The organism is Treponema sp. Marseille-Q3903 (genome assembly GCF_014334335.1).
Classification (GTDB): domain Bacteria; phylum Spirochaetota; class Spirochaetia; order Treponematales; family Treponemataceae; genus Treponema_D.
Genome location: NZ_JACSEU010000001.1, coordinates 691,077 through 706,021 on the forward strand (window position 1 = coordinate 691,077; position 14,945 = coordinate 706,021).

Genomic DNA, 14,945 nt, shown 5'->3' on the forward strand with positions numbered 1-14,945 from the left:
ATAACAAAGGTTCGTAGCCGACACGCGGACAAGCCGCGTGCGGCACAACCATTTGTTAGTTTGACAAGATTTAACACAAAAGGAGTACGCAATTGAGCAAAATTATAATAGCTTTACTACAATTAATGCCGGGGAACTCTCTTGTTGAAAATATGCATATCGGTATAGCAGCTTGTCACAAGGCAAAAAACATGGGAGCAGATATAGCATTATTTCCTGAAATGTGGAGTAGCGGTTACGAAATCCCTAAATCTGTAAATGAATTAAAGAGTAAAGCAATTAGTAAAAATGATGCATTTATACATTCATTCTCGGATTTAGCAAAAGAATTGCAAATGGCTATCGGTATAACATTTCTTGAAAAGTATGAGCCATTACCACGAAACAGTATGTGTCTGTTTGATAGATTTGGCAAAGAACTATATACCTATGCAAAAGTGCATACATGTGTTTTTGGAGATGAAAAAAATTTAATGCCCGGTAATGATTTTTATGTATCTGAATTAGACACAGAGCACGGTTGTGTAAAAATAGGTTCAATGATTTGTTATGATAGAGAATTTCCTGAGAGTGCACGAATACTCATGCTCAAAGGTGCAGAAATACTACTTGTACCGAATGCATGTCCAATGGAAATTAATAGGATTTCACAATTAAGAGCAAGAGCATTTGAAAATATGGTTGGCATTGCAACTGTTAATTATCCAAAAGGAAAACCCGATTGTAATGGTCATTCTACAGCATTTGACGGTATTGCCTATAAAATTGATGAACCATATTCACGAGATACATTAATAATAGAAGCCGGAGCGGAAGAAGGAATATATATCGCAACTTTTAATATAGAAGAGTTAAGAAAATATAGAAGTAGAGAAGTTCATGGCAACGCATACCGACAGCCGGCAAAATATAAGATTTTATTATCGGAAGAGAAACAAGAGCCGTTTATCCGTAAAGATTATAGAAAATCAGCAAACTAACACCCACTTCAACCTGACATTGCGGACAAGCCGCGAATGCAGGTTAAGCGAATGTTAGACGGATGCCTTACGGCACGATAAACTGTAACTTTGAAAATAGTATGTATTTTTATAAATTAAAGCTTAAAACCCAAATTAATAGCTTGGTTTTTTGAATAAAGTTATGTTTTATTATAATGGCTATTTGAATAAGGAAAAATAAACTTTTATCTAAGTGTTTTTTAACTTGTTAAGGGGATATAAATGAGAAAAATGATTAGAATTTGTGTTATATTTTTGAGTTGTATTATACTACCTGGCATCATTGGAGGTCTTACTAATTTAATAAACTCTATTGTAAGTCCGGACTACTTTATTAAAATAATGCATTGGGAAAGTATAAAAAATATTATACAAACAGCGATAGCTCAAGGTATATATCAAGGAATAATACAGGGAATGTTTTTTTTCATTAGTATTTTCTTGTGTTTATATTATTTCAAACAAAGCAGAATTAGCTGTTGTTTCAAGCATAAAATGGATTTTATTTATGGGCCTTATAACAATCGCACTTTGGGTGCTAGGTGGAATTATTGCGATATTATTATCAGTTCTCAGTCCTGAATTTTATAAAAAAACATTTATTGGAGTTCCGGATGAATTTGGCGCAATGATACGCTATGCATGGGTAGGAGGCTCGATTTGGGGCGTTTCTTTTGGTGGAATATTAGTAATGATAATTGGTACAATAATGTTTAGAAATAATTATAAACAGATTAAAGATAAAAAATATTAAAAATCGTCTAACACCCGCTTCAACCTGACATTGCGGATGAGCCGCAAATGCAGGTTAAGCGAATGTTAGATTGACACCGCATAGCAGTGCAAAAAATATTAAAACTAAGATTTTATGTGCACTAAAAATTATTTTATTGCACAATTAAGGAGGATAGTAATATGGCTTTTGATTTTAAAAAAGAATATAGGGAATTTTATCTGCCAAAAAACAAACCTGAAATTGTTGTTGTTCCAAAGGCAAATTATATTGCGGTTTGTGGAAAGGGAAATCCTAATGAAGAGAGCGGAGCGTATAAGCAGGCTGTGGGTATTTTGTATGCAATGGCGTATACATTGAAAATGAGCTACAAAACTGATTATAAAATTGAAGGTTTCTTTGAATATGTTGTTCCGCCTCTTGAGGGCTTTTGGTGGCAGGATGGAATAAGTGGGGTTGATTATTCTGACAAATCTTCTTTTAATTGGATTTCGGTAATTCGCTTGCCTGATTTTATTACGCAAAAAGATTTTGTATGGGCTATAGAAACTGCGTCGAAAAAGAAAAAGATTGATTGTTCATCAGCAGAATTTCTCACCATAGATGAGGGTTTGTGCGTTCAGATTATGCACATCGGTTCTTATGATGATGAGCCTGCCACTGTAAAACTCATGGAAGATTTTATAAAAGAAAAAGGCTATAAAAAAGATATAAATTTAAAAAGGCGTCATCATGAAATATATATTTCAGACCCAAGAAAAACAGCCTGAAAAATTGAAAACGGTAATTCGGCTTCCGATTAAGAAAGTTTAAAAGGAATGGAGGATGCATCTAACACCCGCTTCAACCTGCCATTTGTTTTGTCACGAAAGTTGCTTGACGGTCGTCTACGGCTCCCTTTTTTATGCAACTTTCGCGCCAACTTTGCCTTACGCTATACGCGTCGGCAAAGACACAAATGCAGGTTAAGCGAATGGTAGGCGGACGGCTCTACTAGATCCGCTTATTTTGCAAGTACAAAGTTTACATAAAATGGAGGTCCTTATGAAAAAGAAAATTATTGTATTTCTTGCAGTGATGTTTATATTCGTAGGTTGTAACAATTTAACATCGACAGAAACAGAATATACTGTTTGGACAGACCAAAGTACATATTCTTATTTTCAAACAAATTTCGGTACAACTCTAAATGACGGAATGTATGTTCGGTTAGAATTTACATCTTCTCAATGGAAACAGATTGCTAGTTCTATTACTAGCGAAGGTCGTCATTATTGGACAAAGAGTCAAATACAGGATTGGTTTATCGGTCGAGGCTTTGGTAATTCAGAAGCTAATCAAGAGTCTGCTTGGTTAACAACTATTGACCATGGATTTATAGCAAGTCGAACAGGCAACATAGTATATTATATTTTAAATTGAGAATATTTTAATTTTAGGTTTCAGGCTAAGAAGCGATCGGAAAATTCATATAGTTAAGGAAAATCTTAAAAAAAATAGATTAATCAAAATGGATGCAGAATGGGTTAAAAAAATAGAAAAACGCCTAACACCCGTTTCAACGCTGACAAACGGGACTGAGCCCGTTTGCAGGTTAAGCGCCTGTTAGAAGGACACCGCAGATGCAGCGCGTAATAATAAGGAGATAGAAATGAAATTACAAACTTACCAACAAATCCTAGATCACCTGAAAAAAGAGAAAAGAGAGAAACACTTGCTTATGGGAAATGGATTTAGTATTGCATATGACCCAAAAATATTTTCCTATAATGCATTGAGTGATTTTATTAAGAAAAGCGATAATTCTTTACTTATAAAACTTTTTGAAATTGTTAATACATATAATTTTGAACAAATTATGCAACAACTTAATATGAGTAAAAAAATAATTTCAGTGTTTGATTCTAAATCTCAAGGTTTACAAGAAATAGATAAATCCATTGAATTGTTAAAAGAAGCTTTAATTTCCGCTGTTAAAGCACTTCATCCTGAATATGTATTTTCTATTCCAGAAGAAAAAAGCATTGCTTGTGCGAGATTTCTTAGCGATTATTTGGGGACTAATGAAAGTATTTTTACAACTAACTATGATATACTTCTTTATTGGGTATTGATGCGTAATGAAATTCCAAATTGTATCGATGGATTTGGTCGAGACCTTGAAAATGATGATGGCGAATATATACCAGAGGAGGATCGTGAATATTCAGAACTCCGGTGGGGAAAACATAAAGATATTCAAAATATATTTTATCTACATGGAGCCTTACCAATTTTTGATGCTGGAATTGACATTATCAAGGAAGAATATGGTGGAAAATACATTCTTGATAAAATAAAGATGCGAATGGAAAAAGGAAATTATCCAATATTTGTTACAGCCGGTAATGGTGACGAAAAATTAAATCATATACTGCATAATCATTATTTGTCATTTTGTTATGATAAACTATCTACCATTAAAGGTTCGCTTGTAACATTTGGTTTCAATTTTGGCGAATATGATGAGCACATCATCAGAGCAATAAATCTTGCAGCAAAACAAGATATAAGAAATTGTTTAAGAAGTGTTTATATTGGTGTTTATTCTGATGATGATAAAAAACATATTGAACAAATTGAACATAAATTCAAATGTAAGGTTAATATTTTTGATACAAAAACTGCAAATATATGGAATTGAAAAAGCTTCTAACACCCGCTTCAACCTGACATTGCCTTTGCGGCAATGCAGGTTGGTCAGAACCCCGTTAACGTTGCTATTTTTAATCGGTGAACCCCAAATAAGGTTACGGTCAAAAAAGTACTGAACCCAATTACAGGTGACGCTTTTTGCAAGGAGTTTTTATGTTACCAAGTCCTGCAACAAAAGCGGCAGCAATTTCTGATTATCTGGCTGGTAAAGGCGGATATTTCAAGATTGCAAATGAGTATGGTATCAGTCCATTTACATTAAAAAAATGGGTTGAATCACCGGAAAAAGCCTTAAATCAATCGTCTCAAAAAGGTATAATCGAATTAGAAAGTTCTAAAAGCGATTATACAGGACTTATTGAGAGAAATGAATTGGAAAGCGAAGAACCTGAGTTTAAAACGAAAGATGCTGAAATTCGATATCTCAGAGATAAAGTTGCTTATCTGGAAACGTTGTCTGAACTGATGGGATATAACCCTAATCAGGTTGCTAAAAAAAAAGATTCGAATGCATTTTCCATCTTCTCAGCTCAGGACGATGTTCCAACGTCACCCGTCTCTGCTCAATCGCCGGAGTCTCAAAGAAGTGCTACTACGAATACCTCAGCGGACGAGAAAAAGTAAATCCGGATGCAGAATTGATACAGCTTATTGGATCAATTCAAATACAGCTCGATTATACTCTTGGCTATAGAGCAATGACCAGAAAGCTTATTTCTATGGGATATACGATAAATCATAAGAAAGTAGCTCGAATAATGCGTGAAAACAGCCTTAATTCAGTTGTTAGACGCAAAAAATATAGTCCAGAAGTATATGCAAGACGTAAAGCATTAAAAGAGACTGTACCAGCAAATGTGCTGAACAGAAACTTTTACAGTCCGATTCCAAGAACAATTTTTGTAACGGATATTACATATCTTTATACGAGTGATGGCGTTTATTATCTAAACATCATTGAAGACCTGTATAATCGTGAAGTTGTTGCATGGAAAATTGGAGCAAGTCCGGACTCATATCTTTGTATTGAGACGGTAAGATTATTGTCGGAGACAGTAGATTTGACTGATACTATAATTCATTCAGATCAAGGAAGTTCTTATACAAGTTATGATTACAGAGACTATCTGTTATCACTTGGAATTACTCAGAGCTGTTCTGATGTAGGAGAATGCTGGGATAATGCAGCAATGGAATCTTTTAATTCAATTCTGAAGACTGAAGGATTTTATGCTAAATGGACCAAGAAGGCATTTAAGGAATGTAAGATTTCTTCATCAGAAGTATTTGAGCAAGTCAGAAACTTTATTCTGTACTACAACAACTTCAGGCTTAAGAAAGATTTAGGGGATCTCTCCCCTGCTAGGTTTCTTGAAAAATTCCCTTTGGGGAAAGAATAAGGGTTGACCTAAACAACGATTTTTAGGATTATTTTGAATAGCAAATTCGTCACCTAATATGGGTTCATGTCAGGTTAAGCGAATGTTAGGTTGATGACGCACTGCGCCACTTGCTGTTAGTAAGTTAAATCTTCCGACATTTTTCTTTAAAAATTTGGGTAGTGTACACTACCCAAAGGAATTGAAAAGTTCCTTTGGGCGAAGTCTTGCTACGCTCGACTTCGCCCAAAAACAAAAGATAAAATCGATGGAGAATTTTATGAAAAAAATTGTTTCCCTTACACTGGCTGTGATAATGATTTTTTCGTTATCATCATGTTTGAGTTCTGACTTTGGAAAGGACTTATTAACACTAGAAAATGTTGAAACTCTTGATACTAAATCATTTGTTTTAACAGACATTTTAATCCAAACGGATTTTCAGTTGACAGAAAAATCACAAGCCTTAAATATTTTGAAGAAAATACCTGTTGATGAAATTCAAACTGATTTGATGGATAATTATGGAATTACATTAGATACTTCATTATTTCCAAAACAGTTGTTGGATGATTTAAATGTTGGTACATATGTAACTGATAAAGGACAGGCAACTGGCTTGTGGACATGGCAACATAAAACAGAAGAAAAAATGCAGTCCGCAAGTATGATGGTAGTCATAAACCTTTATAATCAAACTAATCCGATGTTTCTGTCTGTTTCGACATCCTTATATGATTCTACTGGCAAAAAGCTTACACATGTATATGGTGAAGAGAACTGGGCATCTGGTCATACGACGGCTGATAAGAATACAGCGGCAATTGTAAAATTCACAAAACATATTTCTCCTGATTACATTCAGACAAAAAATGGAATCGAAACATATGAATCTTATTATCAAAAAAATGCAAGCCTAGACGGTGGCATTTATGTAGATACAACATATCCTGTAAAAATCAGTGCCACAGTAGATGATCCAGGAGTTTTCATGCTTGTTGAAGGAATGACTTTTTATGATGCAATAATTAATGAAACCTACGAACCAAATAAAACTTATACAATTGAATATAAGGTAAACCGAGATACCTTTTCGAAATATGATTGGAAAGTAGAGTTTTCTAAGAAAGAAAACTAAAAGGTCAAATTTACAAAAAATGTTGCAATTTATGACAGAAAGAATAATATCTACTTGACTTCAGTCTTAACTTAAGTTATAGTTCATATATAAGGAAATCGCGTCTTTAATCGCGAGTATTATACGGAGGTCGTAAGTTGTCTTACGGCCTCGTTTCATTTATGGAAAAGTTACTTTTTTACTAAATCGAAAATAAATATATAGATTATCTCTCAAAGTTTTCAGAGCATTTATTTCAAAATGCTAAAATTACGCAGTCTTATTCAAGGAAATATATAGGCATTCTTTTTGAAATAAATGGATTTAAATATTTTGCTCCGCTGTCTTCGTTTAAGCCTAAACATAAAAGGTTAAGCGAAACAATCGACTTTATAAAAATTGGAGATATGGCAGTTATTAACTTAAATAATATGTTCCCGGTTTCAGATGGAATTTATTCACTAAAAAATCCAAAAACAGAAAAGAATTTACAGTACCAAACTTTATTAAATAATGAAATTCGTATTATTAGAAAGAAGCAAGAACTAATTATTAACAATGCAAAATCTGTATACAATCATAAACTAACAAATGATAGCAAATCAAAATTAAGTCAGCGTTGTAATGATTTTAAATTACTTGAAATCAAATGTAAGGAATATTCTGATTTAAGAAAGAAATAAAACCTAACAATATTTTCAAAGCCGACAAACGGGACAAGCCCGTTTGCGGTTTAAAACAATGTTATACGGACGGCTCAGTGAGCCGCTTTTGTTAATAGAAAAAAAAGTAAATTTCTGATATAGTAAAGCTATTATGGCAGGAAACAGCAATTTAAAGGATTCCGTTCGTCAAAAGCAAGACGAATTTTATACAAAATTATCACTCGTTGAAAATGAAATGAAGCATTACAGACAGCATTTCAAAGGAAAAGTTGTTTTATGTAACTGTGATGACCCATATGAATCAAACTTCTTCAAATACTTTGCCATGAATTTTAATGCTTTGGGCTTAAAAAAATTGATAGCGACTTGTTATGCAACTTCGCCAATAGCCCAAAAAGAACTTTCGTTGTTTCCAGACCTTTTTGATGAACCAACGGAGGAGAGGGCAAGCGACCACAGAAAACCGTACAAAGTTGAAATCTCAGAAGTTGCCGATTATAACAATGACGGTGCTGTAGATTTAAGTGATGTGGAATGGCTTTTAACAAATAAGAAAAATACAAGGGAACTTTTAAAAGGCGATGGAGACTTTAGAAGTGCAGAATGCATCGAGCTATTAAAGCAGGCTGATATTGTTGCCACCAATCCACCGTTTTCTCTTTTCCGCGAATATGTCGCACAACTAATGAAATATGACAAGAAATTTATCATCGTTGGCAACATGAATTCTGTCGCTTATAAAGAGTTTTTTCCATTACTTGCTGATTACAAAGTTTGGCTTGGATATAATAGCGGTCATTTTTGGTTTAAAGTGCCAAGTTCTTATGATGAAAAATCTACAGATTTCAAAATTGACGAAAATGGACAAAAATGGCGAAGAATGGGAAATATCTGCTTTTTTACAAATCTAGACATCGCAAAAAGACATGAAAGTATGATTCTTTTTAGAAATTATACTTCCTCAGGATACCCAAAGTATGACAACTTTGATGCAATAGAAGTTAGTAAAACCGCTGATATTCCTTATGATTATGATGGGATTATGGGAGTTCCAATTACATTCATTGATAAGCATAATCCTGAACAGTTTGAAATACTAGGTTTATCTTAAAAATATGGTTTTGGAGATAAAAGTATACGATTATATGATGACTTTCAAGAAATAAGACAAGATGGAACTTTTACTGGTAGTACAGGAAGAAAAACTAACGGAAATCCTATGCTGGCAGGAAAACCAAAATCTGGAAATTATTATATAAAAGGTGAAGAATGCGTGCATTCTCTTTACAGTAGAATTTTCATTCGACGTATAAATAAAGGAGAGTAAGCAATGAAAGAAACTTTAATTACGGTTTTAAGTAGTGGACTTTTAGCAACGATTATATCTTGTCTATTACCTGCACTATTTTTCAAAAGAGATAGAAAATTTGAATATAATCTGGAGTATCACAAAAAACTATTGGATAAAAGAATTGACTCTTATGAAAAAATAGAACGCATTGCATATTTCTTTTCTTCTGCTGTACAGGACTCTGACGGGAGACCATATCATTTTATTTTTTCTACAGAACAAAATCCATTTCAAGGCGAATATGTTGCGTTAATGACGGAATTAACAAAATGTAATCTTTGGATTAGTGATAAAATTCGTGATAAACTCTTGGAATTAAATAGGTTTTTATTTGAGAATAGAATTGATTTTACTGACATTGAAAAAGGAAAACTCTTTCATAACCAGTTAAGTACGATGTCAGATGAAATCATTGCTATTTCTCGAAAAGATATGCTTAATTTAAGCGACCTAAACTTTTTACGAAAACAAGGAAAATAAAAAATGAATATAAAACTTCACGAAATCACTGTAAAAGAAGTCGCTGAGAACTACACTGACAATGCAGAAAACGGAGTAACTGGTTACAATAATCGACTTAATATCCGTCCTGCCTATCAGCGTGAATTCATCTACAAGGAAAAACAGCGTGATGAAGTTATACGCACAGTTATAAAAGGCTTTCCCTTAAATGTTATGTATTGGGTAAAAAGCGATGATGGAAACTTTGAAGTTTTGGACGGTCAGCAAAGAACAATCAGTTTGTGCCAGTATGCAAACGGCGAGTTTTCTCTTGACCATAGGATGTTTCAAAATCTTACAAAAATCGAGCAAGAACAAATTTTAAATTACAAACTCATGATTTACATCTGCGAGGGAAACGACAAAGAAAAGCTTGATTGGTTTAAAACAATAAATATTGCAGGCGAACAACTTACAAATCAAGAATTGAGAAACGCAATTTATACAGGCGAATGGCTTACTGAAGCAAAAAAAATATTTTTCAAAGACTGGTTGTGCTGCTACGCAAATTGCGGATAAGTATTTAAATGGGTCTGCAATTCGTCAGGATTATCTTGAAACTGCATTGAGTTGGATATGCCATCGTGACAACATGGAAATTGAAGATTACATGGCAAAACATCAGCATGACACCAACTGTAATGAACTTTGGCTTTATTTTAAAAGCGTCATTGATTGGGTTCAAGTAATTTTCACAAATTACAGAAAAGAAATGAAAGGTCGTGATTGGGGCGTATTTTTCAATAAATATGGTAAGAATTCTTATGATGCAAAAACACTTGAAGCAAAAATTTTAGAACTTTTGGAAGATGATGATGTTACAAACAACAGCGGAATCTACGAGTATCTTTTAAGCGGAGAAGAAAAGCATCTTTCAATTCGTAGTTTTACTCCAAAAATGGCTCGTGCCGCTTTTGAAAAACAGAAAGGCATTTGTCCTAAATGCGGAAAAACTTTTTCAATTGAACAAATGCAAGCAGACCATATTACTCCGTGGAGTAAAGGTGGTAAAACTGTTGCAGAAAACTGTCAAATGCTCTGTGCAGATTGTAACAGAAGAAAAAGTAATATATAAAAAGGTATAAAAATTGTGAAACTCAAGCTTTCACAATTTTTGGAATTGAACTTTAGGGTAAGGACGAAGAAGCGGTTGTACGCGGCTTTACGCCGCTTGAAAAAGGAAAATGTAATAAGGAAGCGTTGCTTCTAAAAAAATATAAATATTTTCATTAAATAAGAAATAAGAAAATGAAAATGTTTATAAGGAATAATTTCGTATAACAATGTCTTCAAAGCAGACGGCGGTTCAAGCCCGCCGCCGTTTAAGACTATGTTAGATGGACTCGTGCTACTGCACGAGCTGAATTTTTAGGTATAAAGCTAGATTTGATATTAAAAAAACGTATAATAGAGCTATGAAACCTAAAGAAAAAAAAGAGATTTTTAATTTCTTAGAATATAATAAAAACATTCTCCAGTCCTATGGCGTAAAAAAAATAGGTCTTTTTGGTTCTTATATACATAATCAACAAAATAAAAATAGCGATATTGATATATTAGTAGAATTCCATGCTGATAAAAAAAATTATAATAACTTTATAAATTTAGTTTATTACTTGGAAGATAATTTGAATACAAAAGTAGATTTATTAACCATAGAAAGTTTAAGTCCGTATATTGGTCAGAGAATACTCAATGAGGTTGAATATGTATCGATCAAATGAAGAGTTATTCAAGCATATTTTTGATGAAATTGTTTTTTTAGAATCTGAAACAAGGACCATATCAGAAGAAGTATTTTTAAAAGATGAAAAAACGCAACGAGCTTTTGCACGAAGTATTGAAATTATCGGAGAAGCCGTTAAAAATATTTCAAGTGATGTAATAATTAAATATAAAGAAGTTCCATGGAGAAATATTGCCGGTATGAGAGATAAACTCATTCATGGTTATTTTTCCGTTGATTATGAAATTGTGTGGGATGTTGCAAAAAACATTATTCCTGAATTTAAAAACCAGCTGATAAAAATTATGGATACAGAAAAAAAGAAAAATGACAATTAAAGAAATAATAACAGAAATCAATAAAATAGAAATAGATATTGCTGATTTTATAAGTAGTTACAAAAGTGAACAACTTTTCAGTAATTATGATGATTGGAATTATAAAGATGTCATTGCGCATCTTTTGGAATGGATTATGTTTTCAAAAAATAAACTAAACGCTATTGTACATAACCAAGATTTTCAAGAAATAAGTAATATCGATATATTCAATAAACAAAATTATATAAAAAATAAGAATAAGCATATTACAGAATTACAGAAGAAACTAATCTTTGAACTGAATGAATATAAAAATATTGTGCTACTGTATACAGAAGCAGATTTACAGAGAAAAGATTTTCCAACAGGTTTTTCATTTGAATTATGGCAGTATATGATAATGGATACTATTATACACCCTGTAATGCATTTATTATATTATTTAATTAAAACAAAAAACTATAAGTTATTTTTCAAATTGTGTAAAAAATATAATGAAATATTTTATTGTTATGCAAAAGGAAATCTTGAGGTGTATTCTTTTTATGAATATATTGAAGATAGTAAGAAATTTATTGAGAATATAAAAGAATTAGGCGAGCAGTATAAAAATGATGATATGATACATGCAGTTTTAAAAGCCAATAAAATAGATGGAAACTTCTAACACCTGCTTCAACCTGACATTGCCTTTGAGGCAATGCAGGTTAAGCGTAAGTTATACGGACGGCTTATTGAGCCGCTTGGTTTGACAAAAAAATTATAAGTTATACGAGAGGAGGAATTTTATGAAAAAAGATGTAAGCATTATGTTAGGATTGATATTTGTCCTTGTTTTTGGTTTTATGTCCTGTGCATCGAATGGTGTCGTTGCAGGAAATAAGATTTATTCTGATGAAAAAGCAATAATTCAGGCAGGAGATATTCAAGAAATTGCTACTGGAAAAATTACAAAGGATGAGTTAAAGGAAAAATCATTTCATGTAGAAGTAGAAAATGGTTATTCAATTCCTGTAAGAGTTTATAAATTATCTTTAGAAAAAGATATTATCTATAATTTTACTTTGAAATCAGTTCCAAATGGACTTATATCTTTAAGTGCGAAAAAGAAAAGTGTGATGATTCCAAGGGTTTTGCTATATGATGAAGATTTCAATCTTGTAGAAAATCAGAATCTACAAGGAAAAACTATAGCTCCAACAACATTTGAACCCCTTGTATTCAAAGTTACAACGAAATGGAATATTAATAAGACAGGAAAATATTATCTTGTTGTAAAATCAGATATGTCTTCTGATCAAGGAATTACACTGACTGTCAGTAACTATACTTCTTCTACCGATGTTTATTTCAAAAGAGTTCCTTATGGAAAATATTCTATTGAGATAAGTAAATAAATTAATTGTAGATAGATGTTTTAATATTTTGTAAGAAGGGGTTTCGTATAACACCCGCTTCAACCTGACATTGCCTTTGAGGCAATGCAGGTTAAGCGTAAGTTAGATTGACCCTTCGGGCACGGAAAATATAGTTCCATGCATTCATATATTGTTTATGGTTTCACTATTTTTTGGTGATTCTGAATAAAAGATAGTTTAGGAGATTAATATGAGTTTAACATCTATTTCTATGTATTGCGAACTAACTAAACCACATTTCGAAAACTTTCAGCATCTAATAACTTTGCTGAAGGAAAAGAGTATTTTTTTTGAAACCATCTCTATTTCTGCTAGATCTGATGAGGGTAAAAACTTTGAATATGATTCAGTTGAAGATTTAAAAATATTAAGTAATGATAATATTTATGACTATAATATTCATATTAGTTTTCAAGATGATGCAAAGATAAACTTAATGAAATCTGCAAATATACATAAGCAACAATTTCAACAGCTTACATCGGAAAAAATTGAACATAAAATGAAAATTGAAGAGATTATGAGTGTTTTAGGATTAAACAAGGAAATTGATAAAGAAATAAAGTATAAAAAAAATGTATTTATTGCATATCGATTTGATGATACAGGACAATATTGTGCAGATCAAATAGCAACTTTTCTCAGGCTTATGGGCTTTAATGTGCTTACAGGACGATCGTACTCACCTCAATCAATCTCGAATAAGGTCAAAGAAAGGATGGATAAGCAAGATATTATTATTGTGATTCATACCAATGGTGAAGAAATAACATGGCTCACACAAGAAACTTTATTAGGTTCAGTGAAAAAAACATTAATTATATTGAAACAACAAGGTGCTAATTTTAAACCAGGCATATTAAATGATTTTGAGTATATTGAATTCATAGATAGAAACATACAAACTACATTTATCCCTATCCTTGAGGGATTAAATGAATTAAATATAAAATTTTAAATCTAACACCCGCTTTAAAGCTGACATTTGTTTTATCACGAAAGTTGCTGAAGGCGGTCGCCTGTGCTCCCTTTTTATGCAACTTTCGTGCCACCTTTGCCGACGCTAAGCGTCGGCAAAGGCACAAATGCAGGTTAAGCGGTAGTTATGTGGACTGCCCACTGGGCAGCGGAGGAAAAGAAAAAATGAAAAAAAAGATTTTATTAATTTACTTAATTTTTTGCTCTATTTGTTGCTGCTTTGCAAAAGAAAAAATATTTTCATCTAATGACACACAAGAGACTATCATAAAAATAATGAAAAAGGAGCACTGGAATCTTGTTGAAGAAAAAATGAATGGCTTAGACTATGTAAATAAATCAATAAAGGAAAACAAGAATAAATTTTCAGCAATATGGAATTTTGAGAAATTTGATGACAAATATAGCATGTTTTATGGGTTCAAATGCAATGCTGTTTCCTTTGAATTTCTTGTAGGTTACCTTTCACGAATAACTTTTTCCGTAAAAGCCTCGCCTGAAACGATTAATTTGCAAAAAACAAATTTCATAAAAAACAAAAAATTGACTTTTTTAGAAGAAAAGAATAATGACATTCTCTTCTTAGATTCTGAAGAAAATATCTATATTTTTAGAGAAATGGACGAATCGTTCTTATATGTAAGTTATATAGTAAAAAATGAAAATCTCTATTACGAACGAAAATTGAAATAATAATTTACAAATAATTTATTATAGTTTTGAAATTGTTGACATAATCAAAATATCGACTTATATTATAAGTATGAAGTTCACAGTAGAAAAATTGTCTCAAGCAAAAGCTGAGATTGATTCTTTGGAACAATTTCAAAAAGATATGCTTGAGGCAGATTACAAGAAAATACAGGAACAAGGAATTGAATTTGTTCGTGTAAAGCTGATTCAAAAAGAAATTTTTGAAATAAAAACAAACGAACTTCGTTCATTATTCAAATATGCTGCCGGTAGAATTATTGTGGTTGGAGTTGTATTTGTGAAAAAGACAAAGAAAACTCCAAAAGAAAAGATAAAACTTGCTAAACAGCGTTTGAAGGAGGTCTGATT

20 protein-coding genes are annotated in these 14,945 nt (G+C 32.2%); all 20 read left to right on the forward strand.

Features of this window, described 5'->3' with window-relative positions:
• Positions 1–92 precede the first annotated feature (92 nt).
• The 20 genes from H9I37_RS03220 (at position 93) to H9I37_RS03310 (ending at position 14,943) form a co-directional block, all read left to right on the forward strand.
• A complete protein-coding gene (locus H9I37_RS03220) occupies positions 93–980 on the forward strand; it encodes a carbon-nitrogen hydrolase family protein (RefSeq protein WP_187381050.1) in 888 nt (295 codons plus the stop codon).
• A 529-nt stretch (positions 981–1,509) separates the two neighbouring features.
• A complete protein-coding gene (locus H9I37_RS03225) occupies positions 1,510–1,755 on the forward strand; it encodes a hypothetical protein (RefSeq protein WP_187381051.1) in 246 nt (81 codons plus the stop codon).
• A 161-nt stretch (positions 1,756–1,916) separates the two neighbouring features.
• Positions 1,917–2,504, forward strand: a complete 588-nt coding sequence (locus H9I37_RS03230; RefSeq protein ID WP_255422471.1) for a GyrI-like domain-containing protein — start codon at positions 1,917–1,919, stop codon at positions 2,502–2,504.
• A gap of 274 nt (positions 2,505–2,778) precedes the next feature.
• Positions 2,779–3,156, forward strand: coding sequence for a hypothetical protein (locus tag H9I37_RS03235; RefSeq protein WP_187381052.1), 378 nt, complete (start codon positions 2,779–2,781; stop codon positions 3,154–3,156).
• Positions 3,157–3,385: 229 nt separating this feature from the next.
• Positions 3,386–4,417, forward strand: coding sequence for a DUF4917 family protein (locus H9I37_RS03240; protein WP_187381053.1), 1,032 nt, complete (start codon positions 3,386–3,388; stop codon positions 4,415–4,417).
• 164 nt (positions 4,418–4,581) lie between these two features.
• Positions 4,582–5,052, forward strand: a complete 471-nt coding sequence (locus H9I37_RS03245; RefSeq protein ID WP_222864171.1) for a hypothetical protein — start codon at positions 4,582–4,584, stop codon at positions 5,050–5,052.
• Positions 4,995–5,828: an IS3 family transposase gene (locus H9I37_RS03250; protein ID WP_370586911.1), complete on the forward strand. Its 834-nt coding sequence runs from the start codon at positions 4,995–4,997 to the stop codon at positions 5,826–5,828. Before H9I37_RS03245 ends, H9I37_RS03250 begins: the two co-directional genes overlap by 58 nt.
• A 259-nt stretch (positions 5,829–6,087) precedes the next feature.
• Positions 6,088–6,945 (forward strand): hypothetical protein, encoded by an 858-nt coding sequence (locus tag H9I37_RS03255; protein WP_187381055.1) that lies wholly within the window; start codon positions 6,088–6,090, stop codon positions 6,943–6,945.
• Between the two features lie 185 nt (positions 6,946–7,130).
• Entirely contained in the window at positions 7,131–7,607 is a 477-nt protein-coding gene (locus H9I37_RS03260) for a type III toxin-antitoxin system ToxN/AbiQ family toxin (protein ID WP_187382509.1), read from the forward strand.
• Positions 7,608–7,740: 133 nt separating this feature from the next.
• Positions 7,741–8,700, forward strand: coding sequence for an adenine-specific methyltransferase EcoRI family protein (locus H9I37_RS03265; RefSeq protein WP_187381056.1), 960 nt, complete (start codon positions 7,741–7,743; stop codon positions 8,698–8,700).
• A gap of 219 nt (positions 8,701–8,919) precedes the next feature.
• The gene (locus H9I37_RS03270) at positions 8,920–9,420 is read left to right on the forward strand and encodes a hypothetical protein (RefSeq protein WP_187381057.1); all 501 of its coding nucleotides are present in this window, start codon (positions 8,920–8,922) and stop codon (positions 9,418–9,420) included.
• 3 nt (positions 9,421–9,423) lie between these two features.
• The gene (locus H9I37_RS11380) at positions 9,424–9,960 is read left to right on the forward strand and encodes a DUF262 domain-containing protein (RefSeq protein WP_222864172.1); all 537 of its coding nucleotides are present in this window, start codon (positions 9,424–9,426) and stop codon (positions 9,958–9,960) included.
• Positions 9,961–10,006: 46 nt separating this feature from the next.
• Positions 10,007–10,516 (forward strand): HNH endonuclease, encoded by a 510-nt coding sequence (locus tag H9I37_RS11385; RefSeq protein ID WP_222864173.1) that lies wholly within the window; start codon positions 10,007–10,009, stop codon positions 10,514–10,516.
• A gap of 340 nt (positions 10,517–10,856) precedes the next feature.
• On the forward strand, positions 10,857–11,165 hold the full coding sequence (locus H9I37_RS03280; protein WP_187381058.1) for a nucleotidyltransferase family protein: 309 nt from the start codon (positions 10,857–10,859) through the stop codon (positions 11,163–11,165).
• On the forward strand, positions 11,149–11,505 hold the full coding sequence (locus H9I37_RS03285; RefSeq protein ID WP_029410776.1) for a HepT-like ribonuclease domain-containing protein: 357 nt from the start codon (positions 11,149–11,151) through the stop codon (positions 11,503–11,505). The genes H9I37_RS03280 and H9I37_RS03285 overlap by 17 nt, the downstream gene beginning before the upstream one ends.
• Positions 11,495–12,154, forward strand: coding sequence for a hypothetical protein (locus H9I37_RS03290; RefSeq protein WP_187381059.1), 660 nt, complete (start codon positions 11,495–11,497; stop codon positions 12,152–12,154). The genes H9I37_RS03285 and H9I37_RS03290 overlap by 11 nt, the downstream gene beginning before the upstream one ends.
• 121 nt (positions 12,155–12,275) lie before the next feature.
• On the forward strand, positions 12,276–12,884 hold the full coding sequence (locus H9I37_RS03295; RefSeq protein WP_187381060.1) for a hypothetical protein: 609 nt from the start codon (positions 12,276–12,278) through the stop codon (positions 12,882–12,884).
• Between the two features lie 211 nt (positions 12,885–13,095).
• Positions 13,096–13,863: a hypothetical protein gene (locus tag H9I37_RS03300; RefSeq protein WP_187381061.1), complete on the forward strand. Its 768-nt coding sequence runs from the start codon at positions 13,096–13,098 to the stop codon at positions 13,861–13,863.
• Between the two features lie 185 nt (positions 13,864–14,048).
• On the forward strand, positions 14,049–14,576 hold the full coding sequence (locus H9I37_RS03305) for a hypothetical protein (RefSeq protein WP_187381062.1): 528 nt from the start codon (positions 14,049–14,051) through the stop codon (positions 14,574–14,576).
• A 70-nt stretch (positions 14,577–14,646) separates the two neighbouring features.
• The gene (locus H9I37_RS03310) at positions 14,647–14,943 is read left to right on the forward strand and encodes a type II toxin-antitoxin system RelE/ParE family toxin (protein WP_078934111.1); all 297 of its coding nucleotides are present in this window, start codon (positions 14,647–14,649) and stop codon (positions 14,941–14,943) included.
• Positions 14,944–14,945: the final 2 nt, after the last annotated feature.

What these genes read in the sequence shown, in the direction of transcription:
- H9I37_RS03225 (WP_187381051.1), top strand. Translation starts at nt 1,510, where the DNA reads ATGGGCCTTATAACAATCGCACTTTGGGTGCTAGGTGGAATTATTGCG.
- H9I37_RS03230 (WP_255422471.1), top strand. Translation starts at nt 1,917, where the DNA reads ATGGCTTTTGATTTTAAAAAAGAATATAGGGAATTTTATCTGCCAAAA.
- H9I37_RS03235 (WP_187381052.1), top strand. Translation starts at nt 2,779, where the DNA reads ATGAAAAAGAAAATTATTGTATTTCTTGCAGTGATGTTTATATTCGTA.
- H9I37_RS03240 (WP_187381053.1), top strand. Translation starts at nt 3,386, where the DNA reads ATGAAATTACAAACTTACCAACAAATCCTAGATCACCTGAAAAAAGAG.
- H9I37_RS03245 (WP_222864171.1), top strand. Translation starts at nt 4,582, where the DNA reads ATGTTACCAAGTCCTGCAACAAAAGCGGCAGCAATTTCTGATTATCTG.
- H9I37_RS03255 (WP_187381055.1), top strand. Translation starts at nt 6,088, where the DNA reads ATGAAAAAAATTGTTTCCCTTACACTGGCTGTGATAATGATTTTTTCG.
- H9I37_RS03265 (WP_187381056.1), top strand. Translation starts at nt 7,741, where the DNA reads ATGGCAGGAAACAGCAATTTAAAGGATTCCGTTCGTCAAAAGCAAGAC.
- H9I37_RS03270 (WP_187381057.1), top strand. Translation starts at nt 8,920, where the DNA reads ATGAAAGAAACTTTAATTACGGTTTTAAGTAGTGGACTTTTAGCAACG.
- H9I37_RS11380 (WP_222864172.1), top strand. Translation starts at nt 9,424, where the DNA reads ATGAATATAAAACTTCACGAAATCACTGTAAAAGAAGTCGCTGAGAAC.
- H9I37_RS03280 (WP_187381058.1), top strand. Translation starts at nt 10,857, where the DNA reads ATGAAACCTAAAGAAAAAAAAGAGATTTTTAATTTCTTAGAATATAAT.
- H9I37_RS03285 (WP_029410776.1), top strand. Translation starts at nt 11,149, where the DNA reads ATGTATCGATCAAATGAAGAGTTATTCAAGCATATTTTTGATGAAATT.
- H9I37_RS03290 (WP_187381059.1), top strand. Translation starts at nt 11,495, where the DNA reads ATGACAATTAAAGAAATAATAACAGAAATCAATAAAATAGAAATAGAT.
- H9I37_RS03295 (WP_187381060.1), top strand. Translation starts at nt 12,276, where the DNA reads ATGAAAAAAGATGTAAGCATTATGTTAGGATTGATATTTGTCCTTGTT.
- H9I37_RS03300 (WP_187381061.1), top strand. Translation starts at nt 13,096, where the DNA reads ATGAGTTTAACATCTATTTCTATGTATTGCGAACTAACTAAACCACAT.
- H9I37_RS03305 (WP_187381062.1), top strand. Translation starts at nt 14,049, where the DNA reads ATGAAAAAAAAGATTTTATTAATTTACTTAATTTTTTGCTCTATTTGT.
- H9I37_RS03310 (WP_078934111.1), top strand. Translation starts at nt 14,647, where the DNA reads ATGAAGTTCACAGTAGAAAAATTGTCTCAAGCAAAAGCTGAGATTGAT.